Genomic DNA, 14,527 nt, shown 5'->3' on the forward strand with positions numbered 1-14,527 from the left:
AGCGAGGACGAAGGGCACCGTTGATGACCTACCCACCCCAGCCAGGACAGCCCGACCACGGCCAAGGCGGGCAGCAGTACCCAGGGCAGCAGCCCCCACAGCAGCAGTACCCGCAGGGCGGCTACGACCAGAGCGGCGCGTACCCCCAGCAGCAGTATCCCGGCTACGGCCAGCAGCAGTACAGCCAGAACCAGCAGTACGGACCGGGTTTCGGCGGGCCGCCCGCGCCACCGAAGAACGGCAAGACCGGCCTGCTGGTCGGCATCGCCGCCGCTGTCGTCGTGGTACTGGTCACGCTGGGTATCACCGGATTCGTCGCTCCCGGTTTCTTCCTCGGCGACGACAAGGCCGACAAAGCGGCAAGCCCGGAAGAGACCGCGCGGGCGGTCGTCGCGGGCATCAACGCCCACGACAAGACCGCGTTGAGGGCGCTCAAGTGCGTGAACGCCGACAAGGACATCGACCAGGCCATCGATCAGGTCGACGAAACGGCGAACGCGACGCTCGGCGAACTCGCCAAGGTCTCCGAAACCGAGTACTCGGTGGTCGTCGAGGTGAGCGTCAAAGGGCGATCCCGCACCGCCGCGGGCACGCTCGCTGACGAGGGCGGTCGATGGTGCTGGAAGGAACTCGGCCGACCCCGTGCCAAGACCTCGGTGCCGGGATGACGGCGCGGAGAGCAAGGGACCTTTGCTATCGCCCGCCGGTCACTTGAGGGCGGCCAGTGTGGCGCCGCGCTGCTCCAGCAGCACCGGCCCGACCGAAGCGAGCCGCACGGGGCCGCTGTAGCCGTGCCTGTCGACGCCGACGGTGCGGATCGTGGTGCCGGTCAGCTCGTCGAGGACGGCCAGACCGCCCTGGATCGGCACGACCAGCTGATCCCCGAAGGTCACGCCAGGGCCGACGGCGTTGTTCAGCGACCAGCGCGGCGTGAGGTCGTCCCGCGAGAAGGCCATGGTCTTCGAGCCGGTGAACCAGTAGACGCCCTGTGCGGTCCACGCGGTCGCCATGATCCCGCCCACCGGGTCCTGCGCGATGTCCGCGGCGGGCACGTCGAGCGGGTACGCCGACTTCTGCGTTCCGTCGGCACCGTAGATGACCAGCAGTTTCTGTTCCGGCAGCGCGATCAGGGCGAGGTCGCCGGACATCGCGACGACCTTCGCGTTCTTCCCGGCGAGCACGCTGCTGTAGTCGACCTTCGGTTCATCGGCTTCATCGTTGGTCGCGCGGTAGACGGTGAAGCGGTCGGCCGGGTCGCCGGGGCAGCGTTCGATCACGCCGATCTTCCCCGACGCGGCGGCCACCGTGCCGTAGGTGCAGCCTGACCGGGGTTGCTTGTTCGGCTGGACGACGGCCGGGACCTCGCCGTACTCCATGCTCTTGACCAGGTCGTCGCGCCAGGTGTTGAGCAGCTTTTTGCCGGTCGTGGTGACGTGCGAGCCGTCGACGACCAGGCGGGTGCCGAGTTCGGCGTCGCCGTTGCGCTGCGCGGTCCGGCGTCCGGTGCCCGTGTCGAGCTGGGTGACCTCGCTGCAGCCGGTGTCCTTGCGGTACACCGCGTCCACCTTGATCCCGGCGAGCGCGACGGTGCACAGCTCCAGATCGCGGGAGTAGCGCCATCGGACGGTGCCCGTCAACGGATCCCGGCCGAGTACCTCGCCCTTGTCGGCGGTGACGACGCTGTTGGCCTCACCGATCGGGACGGGCGTCGCCGAACTGGGTGCCTGCCACAGCTCGGTCAACGAGCCGGGCACTTCTGCCGGGGACAGGGGGAGCGCGGGCGGCACGGTGGCGGCGACCTGCGCGACCGTGGCCGCGTTGTCGCTGTTCACCCCGATGACGACGCCGGTAACGGCGACGACCACCACGATCGCGGCGGCGAACGCACGGTCCCGCGTGCGGTTCCACGGCGACCGCCTGGCGCGTTTCCCGCCCAGCGGCGGCTCGGTGGCCACCGGCGGGGCGGGTTCGGCGTCCAGCACGTCTTCGGTGCCGATCGCGGCCGTCGTCTCCGGCTCGTCGCCGTTCGACGCCTGGTCGGGTTCAGCGGGCACGTGCCGCGCCGGATCGTTGTCCGGCGCGGCTTCCCAACGTTCGTTCACGTGCCCTTAGCTCCCCATGTCCGCGCTGAAGGTGCTCAGTCTGCCGACGCAGGTGTATCAGAAGTCGCCGAGGGACGGCGACGGCGGCGTCGTCGAGCCGGACGCTCGGCGCTGTCGCCTGCTTCCTTCTCGACCGCGGGACCGCTGACCTCGGGGCTCGGCTTCGCGGCGCCACGGCTGCGGCGACGTGTGCGAGTGCGGCCTTCCGAGGAGCCCTCGCCTTCAGTGCCTTCGGCGGAAGTCGAAGCCGCCGCCGCGGCGTCCGCGGCCTCGATCTCGGCGGCCGCGTCGGCTCCACCACGGGTCCGCTTACGCGGCGCGCGGGCGCGCTTGCGGGGCGCCTCTTCCTCGGCGGGGGCACCGCCCTTGGCGCCACGGGGGCCACGGCGCTTGCCGCCCAGGTCCTCTTCGACCTCGGCCGAGAGACCCGCGCGGGTCCGCTTCCCCAGCGGGAGACGCCCGGTGGTGCCCTCGGGGATGCCGAGGTCGTCGAACAGGTGCTTCGACGACGAGTACGTCTCGACCGGATCGGGCATGTCGAGGCCGAGGGTGTCGGAAATCAGCTTCCAGCGCGGCATCTCGTCCCAGTCGACGAGAGTGATCGCGACACCGGTGCGCCCCGCGCGGCCGGTGCGGCCGATGCGGTGGACGTAGTTCTTCTCGTCCTCCGGCGTCTGGTAGTTGATCACGTGCGTGACGTCGTCGATGTCGATACCGCGGGCGGCGACGTCGGTGGCGACCAGCACGTCGACCTTGCCGGCGCGGAACGCGCGCAGCGCCTGCTCACGGGCGCCCTGGCCGAGGTCACCGTGCACGGCGGCGGCCGCGAAACCGCGTTCCACCAGCTCGTCGGCGACCTTCTGCGCGGTGCGCTTGGTGCGGGTGAAGATCATCGTCAGGCCGCGGTCCGCGGCCTGCAACGCGCGGGCGACCAGTTCGGGCTTGTCCATCGAGTGCGCCCGGTAGACGAACTGGGTGGTGCGCTCGTGGATCGCGCCCGCGTCGTTCTCCTCGGCGCGGATATGCGTCGGCTGGGTGAGGAACGTGCGGGCCAGCGTGATGATCGGCCCCGGCATGGTCGCCGAGAACAGCATCGTCTGCCGCTTGTCCGGGACCATCCGCAGGATGCGCTCGATGTCGGGCAGGAAGCCCAGGTCGAGCATCTCGTCCGCCTCGTCCAGCACCAGACCGCGGACCTTGCCCAGCACCAGGTGCTTCTGCTCGGCCAGGTCCAGGAGACGGCCAGGAGTGCCGATGACGACGTCGACGCCCTTGCGGAGCGCCTCGATCTGCGGCTCGTACGGACGGCCGCCGTAGATGGCCAGCGTGCGGATGCCGAGGTGCTTGCCCGCGCCCTTGAGGTCGTTCGCGACCTGGACGCACAGCTCACGGGTCGGCACGACGACCAGCACCTGCGGGGTGCCGTCACCGGGGACCTCGACGCGGTGCAGCAGCGGGACACCGAAGCCCAGCGTCTTGCCCATACCGGTGCGGGCCTGGCCGATAAGGTCGTCGCCTGCCATGGCCAGCGGCAGGGTCAGTGCCTGGATGGCGAAGGTACGCTCGATCCCGGCCTCGCTCAGCGCCTTCACGATCTCCGGCTTGACGCCGAAGGATGCGAAGGAGGGGGACTCGGGTTCAACCGGGGCGCCCGCCTGCAGCGGGTGCGACACGTCCAGCGCCGCGGGGCCGGTCTCGCTGTGTTCCAGCGCGACTGCCTCCGGGACTTCGGTCGTGGTGTTCTCGACGGCTGTGGATTTGTTCGTGGTCAGGGTGCTCGCCTCTCTCGTGACCAGCGCGCACTGCCCTGGTCACCGGATCGACACTCGACCACGAGGTTTCGCTCGGCTCCGCGCTACTGGCGCTGAAGCGGCCCTTCGTGGGAATGCCGCAGGATGGCGTGCACGCACATCATTCTTGTGCTGACCGGGGCCGCACCGGCTGTCCTTCAGCCGCAGCAGCGTCCCGGTCCGGACGGAAGATCCGTCGTTTCCGTCGGCCAGTCTACCTGGTCTGCGGTTTTGCGATAGTCCCCGCCGCGCCGAGGAGGGTGGGATCGGTCTCTTCCCCACCCCGAAGGTGTGTTCGGCGATACCCTCTTCGCCGTGACGGAGGCAAAGCAGATCAGCGAGGGCGTAGTCGATTTGCTCGGCGTACTCGCCTACGGGGAATTGTCCGCGTTCGACCGCATGGCCGAGGACGCGCGCACCGCGCCGACGCTGTCCGGCCGGGCCGCGCTGGCGTCCATGGCCGCCGCCGAGATCGGGCACTACGACCTGCTCACCAAGCACCTCGCCGGGCACGGCATCGCGATCGAAGACGCGATGCGGCCGTTCGTCGGGCACATCGACGCCTGGCACGCCTCCACCAAGCCGCGTTCGTGGCTGGAGTCGCTGGTGAAGGCCTACGTCGGCGACGGGCTCGCGGCGGATCTCTACCGCGAGATCGCCAGCTGGCTCGACCCCGAGACCAAGGACCTGGTGCTCACCGTGCTCGCCGACACCGGGCATTCGGCCTTCGCCGAGCGCGAAGTCGCGGCCGGGATCGAGGCCGACCGCAAGGCGAAGGACAAGCTCGCGCTGTGGGGCCGCCGTCTGCTGGGCGAGGCGCTGACGCAGGCCCAGTACGTCGTAGCCGAGCGGGACGGGCTCGCCGAACTGATCGTCGAAGGCTCCGGTGATCTTTCGGGAATCGCGGCGCTCTTCCGCCGGTTGCAGCAGGGGCACACCAAGCGCATGCAGGTGCTCGGGCTCGGCTGAGGTACATCCGAAGCACTCTTTCCCGCTGAGGATGCGTCAACACAAGTCGGCTAGCCTTGGTTCATCATTGATTTCGAACTTTCAAGCGGAGGTCCCACGTGGAGGTCAAGATCGGCATCAAGGACACGCCGCGGGAGCTCGTGGTGTCCAGCAGCCAGTCGCCCGACGAGGTCGAGGAACTGGTCGCGAACGCCTTGAGGGCCGGCGACGGGATCTTCCGCCTCGACGACGAAAAGGGCCGCAAGTACATCGTGCCCACCGACCGCATCGCCTACGTGGAGATCGCGCCGTCGGACGTCCGCAAGGTCGGTTTCGCCGTCGGTGGCTGACCCGATCGGGTAGTAGTCGCATGTCACAGCGGCGTCACCACTGCGTCTCAGCTCGCTCTCAGATTTGATCGTCACGCTGATGCGGGGACGGCAGGGGGCTAGCCGAGAGATGAGGTGGACGGCGTCACTGTGATCGACCGCGCGCTGGTGGACGGCGCGCGCACGGTTCCCGAACATGGCAAGCGGGTCGCGGGGCGGCTGACCGGTATCGACGTCGCCCGCGGCCTGGCCGTACTCGGCATGTACGCGGTGCATGTCGGCCCCGATCCCGCCAAAGGCGGCGTCGGGGTGCTGTTCAAACCTTTCGAAGGCCATTCGGCGGCGCTGTTCGCGGTGCTGGCGGGTGTTTCGATCGCACTCATGTCCGGCGGGCGACGGCCGAAGCAGGGCCGGGCCCGGACGCGCGTCGCGCTCAAACTGGCGACGCGCGCGCCGCTGCTGGTGGCGCTGGGGCTTTGGCTGACCAGCCTCGAAACCGGCTACATGGTGATCCTGGCCTACTACGGCGCCTGTTTCCTCTTCGCGATCCCGTGGCTGCGGGCGGGCGCGAAGACGCTGGCGATCGCGGCCATCGTCGTTGCTGTCGCCGCCCCGCTGCTCTCGCATCTGATCAGGGCGCAGCTGCTGCCTCGTGACCTGCTGTTCTTCGCGCCCGACCTGACCGCGGACGACATCACGTCGACAGGGCTGCTGAAGGCCGCGACCGTGCTCGTCCTGACCGGCACCTTCCCCGCGCTGACGCTGATGGCGTACGTGTTCGCCGGGATGTCGATCGGGCGGATGGACCTGACCTCGCGCAGCGTGTGCCGCCGCCTCTTCTTCGGCGGATCGGCGCTCGCGGTGGGCGGATACTTCGTGTCCTGGCTCGCGACCGGGCCGCTCGGCGGCATGCAGGCGGTCTACCGCTCGCTGGAGCCGGCCGCGGCGCAGATGGGGATGACACCGTCCGAGTTCTTCCGGCTCCACCAGACCTGGATCCACGGCACGCCGCCGACCACCAGCTGGGCCTGGGAACTGCTGCCGACCGGGACCTCGTACACGCCGTTCGACCTGGTCATCTCGATCGGGATCGCGGCGGCGGTGATCGGCGGGTGCCAGCTGCTGATGCCGAAGTTCGAGCGCGTGCTGCGGCCGCTTTCGGACCTGGGTGGGCGGGTGCTGAGCGCGTATGTGCTGCATTTCGTGGCGATCGCGTTGCTGTGGGACGAGAGCGACGGCGATTCGATCTTCAGCGTGCTGCACTTCGTCGAGTTCTCGGTGGTCGCGCTGACCGCGGCCGTGCTGTGGCGGAAGTTCATCGGGCGCGGGCCGCTGGAATGGGCGATGAACAAGCTGTCGAGCTGGCCGAAGTACGTGGGAGCCGTCGTGCGGATACCGGCGCAGCGGCGCGGCTGACCTGCGGAAAGAGAGCAAGGGACCTTTGCTATCGCCTCGGCGGCGACACCAAAGGTCCCTTGCTCCAGGCCTTGAGTCTGACTGCCTTTCGCGCCGGAGCCGAATCCGTGAAGGCCTCCTTCCCTACCCTCAAAGTCAGGGTCTCGGCAAAGTCGCGGTCTTGCAAGTCAGGCGACTATTCCTGCACTGTCACGGGCCGCGCACCAGCGGTTGATCAAGGGCGAGCCGGGGTAGGGCAGGTCTGATTCTGGACGCCAGTCGGGCTTCAGTGTCCACAAGGGACACCGCCAGCCGATCGACTGTCCGATTGATGCCGCTATATACGTTTCCGTGCGGGGTCGTGAGTGTTAATGAGGGTTAGAACGACCCACATCACTCACGACCCCCTCGCAAAACCCCGCAACTCGCCCAAATCGGGCACGCTTGTCCCGAGAAGTGTCCCTTATGGACAGTCGGGAGCCAGGTGAGGCCCCTTTACGTGCACCCGCTCCCGCCGGGTCCGCCACGACACCGTTTGCCTTGAGCCGCTCGAGTAATGGAGCCGACCAGCAGTTATGCGACTTTGCCGGGACCCTGCCTTGATAGTAGGGAAGGAGGCCTTCATTACGTTTGACCTGTGGGCCGTCGGGTGGTGCGGTCACCTCGTCGATGAAGGACTTGGGGACGTTGAGCGTCCTGATTCCTTCATTGACGAGCCACTGCCACGCAGGGTGCGGCTCTCGGGGTGCGAGCGGGAGCCGTGGGTAAGCAAGTACGGGTCCCCAAGGAGGCCTCCACGGACCGCGCCGACAAAAGCATCGCGACCTGCCCAAACGCGCCCGAAACAGCTCCGTCCGCCGACCTGAAGTTCCTGGCATCGGCGCCTAGCGCGATGAAGGGGGCCTTCACTTCCCAAAGGCTTCAGGCGTTCAGCTCGTTGAGTTCTTCCAGGCTGGTCGGCACGTGGAACGGCGGCGTGCTGGTGCCCATGATGCGGTAGCGGTCCCACGGGTCCGGGTCGGAGAGCTCGCCCTTCGCGCTGTACTCGCCCGCGCGGATCTCGACGGCGGTCTTCTTGCCGCCGGCGGCCGCGGACACCTGTTCGTTGGTGGCCACCCGGCCGTACCAGCGGTAGTACCCGTCGATGGGCTGGAAGTAGCCTCGCAGCTCGACCGTGGCCGGGACCTCGGTCCCGTCGATCACGAGGACCGCTTCGCCGGAGTAGCCGTCTTCGTCGTGCTCGCTCATTGACCCTCCACCTGTTTCTCCTGGCTCTTGCGCATCTGGACGACCTTGTTCTCTTCGAGCGGCAGGTTCGGGTCGATGACGATGCCCTGCTGCCGGGAGAGGCCGTCGATCGCGGCCCAGATGATCTGTGTCAGGTACTCGACGACGCTGTCGCGGCCCATCGAGCGCCGGTCCAGCCACCATTCGCCGGTGCTCTGCACCATGCCGACGATCCCGTGCGCCCACGGTTCGGCGGCGCCGGAGTCCATGTTGAACATCCGCATGTAGTCGCCGAGCAGCGCGGTCAGCGCGGTGGCGATGAGTTCCTTGTCCTCGGCGACGACGTCGGATTTGACGACCACCTTCTCCTGCAGGCCGCCGCGCGCGAGCAGGCGGTACAGGTTGGGGTGCTCCTCGATGACGCTGAAGAACGCGTCGAGGGCCATCCGGATGCGGGGGACCGGGGCGAGTTCGGCGTTGATGGCCGGGATCAGCCGCTGGAAGAGGATCTCCGTACCGCGTTGCCCGAGTGCGACGTACAGGTCGGCCTTGTCGTCGAAGTGCCTGTACAGCACGGGTTTCGTGACGCCGGCTTCGGCGGCGACGTCCTCCATGCCGAGGTCCGGGCCGTGGGTGTCGAGTGCCCGGAGGGCGGCCTCGACGAACTCCGCGCGGCGCGCGATCCGGTGCTTGCGCCAGCGGTCGCGGCGGGCGTCACCCGTGTCGGCTTCGTCCGCCGTGGGGTGCTTGCTCGACTGCTTGCTGTTGCGCTTGACACGTTCGATCACCCGAGTCATGCTACCAGAGGTAACTGTTACCACGAGTTACAGATAGGGGTGTGTGTCGGCAATGACGCGGGCGCTGAAGGAAACGGACCGGGAGAAGACAGCCGAGCGGCTGCTCAAGTCCTCCGCCAACAAGTTCTACGACCCCGACGTCGACATCGACTGGAACGCTCCGCTCGTGGACGGGAAGCGCTACATCCCGGCACATCGTTCCTCGCTGTACGGCACGAAGCTGTGGGATTCCCTCTCCGAGGAACAGCGCATCGAACTCGGCAAGCACGAGGTCGCCAGCGTTGCCACGACCGGGCTGTGGTTCGAGATCCTCCTGATGCAGATGCTGCTCAAAGAGGTCTACGACGAAGACCCGACCAGCTCGCACGCGCAGTACGCGCTGACCGAGATCGCGGACGAATGCCGTCACTCGACGATGTTCGCGCGGATGGCGGCGCGGATCGGCTGCCCGTCGTACGGGCCGGTGCCGTGGCTGCGGCGACTGGCGAAACTGATGCCCTCGATCAGCTACGGGCCCGCGCGCTACGGCGCGATCCTCGTCGCCGAAGAGGTCCTCGACCGGCTTCAGCGCGAGCAGATGAACGACCCGGAGATCCAGCCGCTGGTGCGTATGGTCAACCGGATCCACGTACTCGAGGAAGCCCGGCACGTCACCTTCGCCCGCGAAGAGGTGACTCGCGGGATGGCGAAGCTGTCGAAGAAGGAAATCGTCTACCAGCAGTTCATCATCGCGCTCATCTCGTACTTCGTGACGCGGGCCTTCATCAACCCGCATGTCTACAAGGCCGTCGGTATCCGGCCGCGCGATGGTGTCGAGGCCGCGCTCAACAACCCGAACTGGCGCGAAAGCATCCAGTGGGCGGGCGAGAAGATCATGCCGTTCCTGCAGGAATCCGGGCTGGTCGGCAAGCCCGGTATGTACTTCTGGCGCAAGTCGTTCCTGCTGCCGGGGAAACGATGAGGAGCGTCAAGCAGCGCGGCGTCGTTTCCTGGGACCCGTCGCGCGAACATCGCTTCGTGACCAGTGACGGCACCGCTCTCCACGTCGAGACGAGCGGTCCGGCCGATTCCGAGCTCACGCTGGTGCTGGTGCACGGCTGGACACAGGACCACCGCACCTGGGACGGCGTGGTCTCGCGGCTCGGTGATTCGGTCCGGACCCTGCGCTACGACCTGCGCGGGCACGGCGGTTCCGCGCCGGCGAAACCGGGCACGGCCACGATCCCGACCCTCGCCGACGATCTCGCCGAACTGATCGCGGACCGCGTACCCAACGGCCCGATCGTGCTCGCGGGACATTCCATGGGCGGGATGACGATCATGGAGCTGTCCAGGCGGCACCCCGAACTCGTGTCCCGGCGCGTCGCCGGTGTCGCGTTCGTCGCCACGTCGTCCGGTGAGATGGACCGGATCACCCTCGGCTTGCCGGGGATCGCGGGCAGCGGCGCGGCGAGGTTCGAACGGCGGCTCGCGAAGCTGCTCGCGAAGAACCGCCGGGACGCCTTGCCGTTGCCGCTGTCCGTGGTGCGTCCCGGCGCGCGGCTGCTCGTCTTCGGGCGCAAGCCGCGACGGGCGGACGTGGACTCGGTCGCGGAGCAGCTGCTGTGCGCGCATCCCGCGAGCGTCGCCGGGTTCCAGGACGCGATCTCGCGGCACGACTGCCGCGTCACGCTCGCCGCGCTGGCGGGGACGCCGGTGACCGTGCTGGCGGGGGAGCAGGACCGGCTCTGTCCGCCGCCGCACGCCAAGGTCATCGCCGACGCGCTGCCGGAGGCCGAGTTCGTGCGCTACCCGGGTGCCGGGCACATGCTTCCGCAGGAACGGGCACAGGAGGTCTCGGACCGCATCGCGGCACTCGTGCGCCGCGTCGCGAGGGTCTGAAAAGGGAGCAAGGGACCTTTGCTATCGCTTTCGGTGGGGCGAGCGATAGCAAAGGTCCCTTGCTCCCCGCGCTGATCGGACGGGCGGCCGGTGCTCACCGGCCGGTCCGCTAAAGGTGTGTGTAGCCGATTTCCCTGAGGCGGACGCCGGTCGCCCGGTAGGCGTCTTGGTCGTCCGGAGCGACTGTGGCCAGCCCGTCGACGTAGCGGTTGAACATGCAGAACGCGGCTGCGATCAGCACCGTGTCGTGGACCTCGAGGTCTGTCGCGCCCTCCGCGCGGGCGGCGGTGACCAGGTCTTCGCTGACCGATTTCCCGCCTTCGCGAACAGCGAGCGCGACGTGCAAAAGCGCCTTCACCTTCGCCGACACGGGTGCAGCATCGACGTCCTTCCAAGCCGCTTCGACGACCGGCATACCGCCCTCAAGTGCTTCGGCGGCGACGGCGCCATGACTGCGTGAGCAGAAGGTGCAGTCGTTTCCGCGCGAGACCACCGTGGCGATCAGTTCGCGTTCTCCCACGCTGAGGCTGCTCGGCCCGCGGAGCAGGACTTCGGCGAGTTGCCCGAGCGGCGCGGCGGTCTCCGGCCGGAAGGCGAACAGACCGGTGATGCCGGGCAGGTTCTCGTCGAGAGCGATATGGGGCATGGGCTACTCCTCGCGGATTTGCCGAAACGGTCTCCGAAGTCCTATCCGAAACCCGGCCCATCGCGGTGCCGCTGGACGGACCAAAGCGAGAGCAAAGGTCCCTTGCTCTCGTGCGCGGTCCGCTAGCGTGATCTCGCAACGCTGCTTTCGACTGGGGAGTTGGAACGATGAAACAGCGCGGATCCATCCTGTCCGTCTTCACCCTCACCCTCGCCGTGGTCCTCGGCGCCGCCCTGCTCAACGGCCTCGGCGGCAAGTCCGTCGAAGCCGGGAGCGACGCGGAATTCACCGGCGCCGGTCACGTGGTCATCCGTGACGCCTCGATGGTGCTCACGATGGACCCGAGTCTCGGCGAAGGTCCGCTCGGCGCGCTCGCCGACGCCGACGTCGTGCTGGAAGGCACCAAGATCAAGCAGGTCGGCAAGGACCTCCAGACCGGTGACGCCCGGGTCGTCGACGGTCGCGGCAAGATCGTGCTGCCCGGGTTCGTCGATCTGCACAACCACCTGTGGCAGTCGCTCATCCGCGGCTGCGCGGCCGACAAGGAACTCATCGGCTGGCTCGGCAAATGCGTCATCCCGTTGTACCGCGCGCCGGTGACCGACGCGGACGCGTACGCGGGCATCAAGCTCGCGGCCGCCGACGTCGTCTCGACCGGGATCACCACGGTCACCGACTGGTCGCACGCGTTCAACACCGACTTCGCCAAGGGCGGTCTCCGCGCGCTCGGTGAGTCGAAGCTGCGGTTCACCTTCTCCTACAACGGCAACACTGACCCCGCATTGCAGGACGAGATCCGCCGAGTGAAGCGCGAGGTCATCGACCCGAACCCGTTGGCCCGGCTGCAGATCGGCACGCATCCGTCCACCGGGAACTTCCCGAGCGTCGAGGCGTCGGAGAAACTCGCGCGCGAACTCGGTGTCCCGCTGAACGTCCACCTGCTCGAATCGAAGGCCGACCTGACCGCGGGCCAGATGGACGCGCTCCGGCGGGCTAACGCGCTGCATCCGGGGCTGGTCGCGAACCACGTCATCCAGACCACCGACGCCGACCTCGACGAACTCGCGGCCGCTGGGGTCGGTGTGGCGCACAACCCGCTGTCGAACATGCGGCTCGCGTCGGGCGTGATCCGGTTGCCGGAGATGAAGAAGCGGAACATGAAGGTCGGCCTCGGCCTCGACGGCGGCACCAACGACACGAGCGACATGTTCAACGTGATGCGCGCGGCCGTCGGTCTCCAGCGGGCGACCACGACGGATCCGGCGGTCTACCCGACGACGGCGGACGTCCTGCGCATGGCGACCCTCGGCGGCGCGGAAGCGCTCGGGATGGACAAGGAGATCGGGTCGCTGACGCCGGGCAAGCGGGCGGACCTGCAGCTGGTCGACGCCCAGTCGGTCAACTTCGCGCCGAAGGTGGACTGGGTGAACCAGCTGGTCTTCAACACCCAGCCCGCGAACGTCTCGTGGGTGTTCGTCGACGGCCGCGCTCTCAAGCGCGAAGGACGCGTCGTCGGTCTCGACACCGCGAAGGTCGTCGCTGACGCTCAGGCCGCCGCGGACCGCATCAAGAAGCTCCTGCCCCAGTAATCACACGCGTTTCGTCCTCTACTTGCGGTAGTTGCACGCGCAAGGATCGCAAGTAGAGGACGAAACGCGGGGGTCAGTGCTGCAGCGGGAAGCCACCGCCGATGCCTCGCCAGGCGAGGTTGGCGGTGAGGGCGACGGCCTCTTCGCGGCTCATCGACTTGTGGTGCGCCAGCCAGAACCGGGCGCTGACCTGCGAGAGACCCACGAGGCCGACCGCGAGCAGCCGCGCCTTGTCCTCGTCGAGGCCGGCGTCGGCGGTGATGGTCTCGGTGATCGCGTCGACGCTGGCCGAGGTCGCCCGGTCCACCGCCTCCTGCACGGCGGGCTCGCCGCGCAGGTCGGACTCGAAGACCATGCGGAAGGCGCCGGCGTCACCGTTGACGAAGTCGAAGAACGCGCCGACGGTCGCCGGGACGCGCTGCTTGTTGTCCGTCGTGGAGTCGAGCGCTTCCTTGACCCGCCGCACCAGTTCGTCGACGTGGCTCTCCAGCAGCGCGATGTAGAGGTCGAGCTTGCCGGGGAAGTGCTGGTAGAGGACCGGCTTGCTGACTCCGGCCTCTTCAGCGATTTCGTCCATCGCGGCGGCGTGGTATCCGTTCGCGGCGAACACCCGCTGCGCGGCGGCCAGCAGCTGGGCGCGGCGTTCCGTCCTGGGCAGGCGGACGCCTCGCGCCTGCAGTCGCGCCATTTCGGTCATCGTTCCTCCAGTCGAGCGGGGCTCCGCCGGGCGGGGTCACCGCCGCGTGAAGTGAACTCGAGATTACTCGCCGGTACGGCCGGACCGCCAAGGGTCGGGCATCCTTGATGCTGTGTCTTCTTCAGTTTCTCGCGCCGCCGGGGACCGCCCGCCACTGACCCACGTACCGCTGTCGCGCAGGTCATTGCCGTCGCTGGACCCCGCGCCGTCACCTTGGCCCGGGGAAACAATAGGTGTCGGCGGGGTGAAATTGCACATCCGCCGGACTCCAGGCGGCCCTGAGACGGCGGTCTACGTCCACGGGCTGGGTGGTTCGTCCACGAACTGGACCGACCTCGCCGCGCTCTTGGCGCCTCAGGCAGGCGGCACTTCGATCGATCTGCCGGGGTTCGGCTATTCGGAGCCGCCTGACGGATTCGACTTCAGTCTCGACGCGCACGCGGAGATCGTCGCGCGGCACATCGAAAGCCTCGAAACCGGGCCGGTGCATCTGTTCGGCAACTCGATGGGCGGCGCGGTCGCGCTGCTCGTCGCGGCACGTCGTCCGGAACTGGTGAAGACACTGACGCTGATTTCGCCCGCGATGCCGGATCTTCGCCCCAGCATGAAACGCCTGTCCGACCCGCGGATGGCGTTCGCGTACCTGCCGCTGATCGGCCCGCGGGTGCGTCGTCAGCTGGCCGCGCTCGGCCCACGTGAACGCGCCATGCAGGTCATCAAGCTGTGCTTCGCCGACCCTTCGCGCTTCGCCGAGAGCAGGCTGAACGAACTGGAGGAGGAGCACAGCGCCCGCGCCGAATTCGCCTGGGCCGCGCTCGCGCTGGCCCGCAGCACGTTCGGCATCTTCCGGACGTGGTCCGCCCGCGGTCCCGCGTCGCTGTGGGCCGTCGCGCCGACGGTCACCACGCCGACGCTCGTGGTGTGGGGACAGCACGACCGGGTGATATCCGTCCGGCGCGCCGAGCGCACCGCTCGGCTACTTCCGCACGCCCGGTTGCTCGTCCTCCCCCGAACCGGCCATGTGGCGCAGATGGAACGCCCGAATGTCGTAGCGAAGGCCGTTTTGGGGATGTGGGAATCGGTCGAATCGGGCACCTGGTAGCCCATTCGGGTGCGCGCAACACGC

14 protein-coding genes are annotated in these 14,527 nt (G+C 68.2%); 8 read left to right on the forward strand and 6 right to left on the reverse strand.

What is annotated here, in order from left to right:
* Nucleotides 1–23: 23 nt before the first annotated feature.
* Nucleotides 24–668: a hypothetical protein gene (locus ACZ7KI_RS37355; RefSeq protein WP_470277729.1), complete on the forward strand. Its 645-nt coding sequence runs from the start codon at nucleotides 24–26 to the stop codon at nucleotides 666–668.
* 39 nt (nucleotides 669–707) lie between these two features.
* Here ACZ7KI_RS37355 and ACZ7KI_RS37360 read toward each other — a convergent pair whose 3' ends face one another.
* Both ACZ7KI_RS37360 and ACZ7KI_RS37365 read right to left on the reverse strand, forming a co-directional pair.
* The gene (locus tag ACZ7KI_RS37360) at nucleotides 708–2,102 is read right to left on the reverse strand and encodes an Rv3212 family protein (protein ID WP_470277730.1); all 1,395 of its coding nucleotides are present in this window, start codon (nucleotides 2,100–2,102) and stop codon (nucleotides 708–710) included.
* Between the two features lie 35 nt (nucleotides 2,103–2,137).
* On the reverse strand, nucleotides 2,138–3,775 hold the full coding sequence (locus ACZ7KI_RS37365) for a DEAD/DEAH box helicase (RefSeq protein WP_470277731.1): 1,638 nt from the start codon (nucleotides 3,773–3,775) through the stop codon (nucleotides 2,138–2,140).
* A gap of 432 nt (nucleotides 3,776–4,207) precedes the next feature.
* On the opposite strand from ACZ7KI_RS37365, the gene ACZ7KI_RS37370 reads away from it, so the two are divergent.
* From ACZ7KI_RS37370 to ACZ7KI_RS37380, 3 genes are all read left to right on the forward strand, one after another.
* On the forward strand, nucleotides 4,208–4,861 hold the full coding sequence (locus ACZ7KI_RS37370; protein WP_061988445.1) for a ferritin-like fold-containing protein: 654 nt from the start codon (nucleotides 4,208–4,210) through the stop codon (nucleotides 4,859–4,861).
* A 98-nt stretch (nucleotides 4,862–4,959) separates the two neighbouring features.
* A complete protein-coding gene (locus ACZ7KI_RS37375; RefSeq protein WP_005167610.1) occupies nucleotides 4,960–5,190 on the forward strand; it encodes a DUF3107 domain-containing protein in 231 nt (76 codons plus the stop codon).
* A gap of 114 nt (nucleotides 5,191–5,304) precedes the next feature.
* The gene (locus tag ACZ7KI_RS37380) at nucleotides 5,305–6,585 is read left to right on the forward strand and encodes an acyltransferase family protein (protein ID WP_470277732.1); all 1,281 of its coding nucleotides are present in this window, start codon (nucleotides 5,305–5,307) and stop codon (nucleotides 6,583–6,585) included.
* Between the two features lie 900 nt (nucleotides 6,586–7,485).
* Here ACZ7KI_RS37380 and ACZ7KI_RS37385 read toward each other — a convergent pair.
* Both ACZ7KI_RS37385 and ACZ7KI_RS37390 read right to left on the reverse strand, forming a co-directional pair.
* Nucleotides 7,486–7,812, reverse strand: a complete 327-nt coding sequence (locus ACZ7KI_RS37385) for a DUF4873 domain-containing protein (RefSeq protein WP_061988315.1) — start codon at nucleotides 7,810–7,812, stop codon at nucleotides 7,486–7,488.
* Nucleotides 7,809–8,588 carry a TetR/AcrR family transcriptional regulator gene (locus tag ACZ7KI_RS37390; protein WP_465325348.1) on the reverse strand — a complete coding sequence of 260 codons (780 nt, stop codon included), beginning with the start codon at nucleotides 8,586–8,588 and terminating at the stop codon, nucleotides 7,809–7,811. The genes ACZ7KI_RS37385 and ACZ7KI_RS37390 overlap by 4 nt, the downstream gene beginning before the upstream one ends.
* 52 nt (nucleotides 8,589–8,640) lie before the next feature.
* Here ACZ7KI_RS37390 and ACZ7KI_RS37395 point away from each other — a divergent pair, with 52 nt between their 5' ends.
* Nucleotides 8,641–9,549 carry an AurF N-oxygenase family protein gene (locus tag ACZ7KI_RS37395; RefSeq protein ID WP_470277733.1) on the forward strand — a complete coding sequence of 303 codons (909 nt, stop codon included), beginning with the start codon at nucleotides 8,641–8,643 and terminating at the stop codon, nucleotides 9,547–9,549.
* The gene (locus tag ACZ7KI_RS37400; RefSeq protein WP_470277734.1) at nucleotides 9,546–10,469 is read left to right on the forward strand and encodes an alpha/beta fold hydrolase; all 924 of its coding nucleotides are present in this window, start codon (nucleotides 9,546–9,548) and stop codon (nucleotides 10,467–10,469) included. Before ACZ7KI_RS37395 ends, ACZ7KI_RS37400 begins: the two co-directional genes overlap by 4 nt.
* Before the next feature lie 109 nt (nucleotides 10,470–10,578).
* Here the strand turns inward: ACZ7KI_RS37400 and ACZ7KI_RS37405 are convergent, their stop codons facing one another.
* Nucleotides 10,579–11,115 carry a carboxymuconolactone decarboxylase family protein gene (locus tag ACZ7KI_RS37405; protein ID WP_470277735.1) on the reverse strand — a complete coding sequence of 179 codons (537 nt, stop codon included), beginning with the start codon at nucleotides 11,113–11,115 and terminating at the stop codon, nucleotides 10,579–10,581.
* 167 nt (nucleotides 11,116–11,282) lie between these two features.
* On the opposite strand from ACZ7KI_RS37405, the gene ACZ7KI_RS37410 reads away from it, so the two are divergent.
* Nucleotides 11,283–12,704, forward strand: a complete 1,422-nt coding sequence (locus ACZ7KI_RS37410) for an amidohydrolase family protein (protein ID WP_470277736.1) — start codon at nucleotides 11,283–11,285, stop codon at nucleotides 12,702–12,704.
* 73 nt (nucleotides 12,705–12,777) lie between these two features.
* On the opposite strand, the gene ACZ7KI_RS37415 is transcribed toward ACZ7KI_RS37410, so the two are convergent.
* Nucleotides 12,778–13,401, reverse strand: a complete 624-nt coding sequence (locus ACZ7KI_RS37415; RefSeq protein WP_037316399.1) for a TetR/AcrR family transcriptional regulator — start codon at nucleotides 13,399–13,401, stop codon at nucleotides 12,778–12,780.
* 244 nt (nucleotides 13,402–13,645) lie between these two features.
* On the opposite strand from ACZ7KI_RS37415, the gene ACZ7KI_RS37420 reads away from it, so the two are divergent.
* Nucleotides 13,646–14,503 carry an alpha/beta fold hydrolase gene (locus tag ACZ7KI_RS37420; protein WP_470277737.1) on the forward strand — a complete coding sequence of 286 codons (858 nt, stop codon included), beginning with the start codon at nucleotides 13,646–13,648 and terminating at the stop codon, nucleotides 14,501–14,503.
* Nucleotides 14,504–14,527: the final 24 nt, after the last annotated feature.

Source organism: Amycolatopsis sp. NPDC039088, assembly GCF_055598845.1.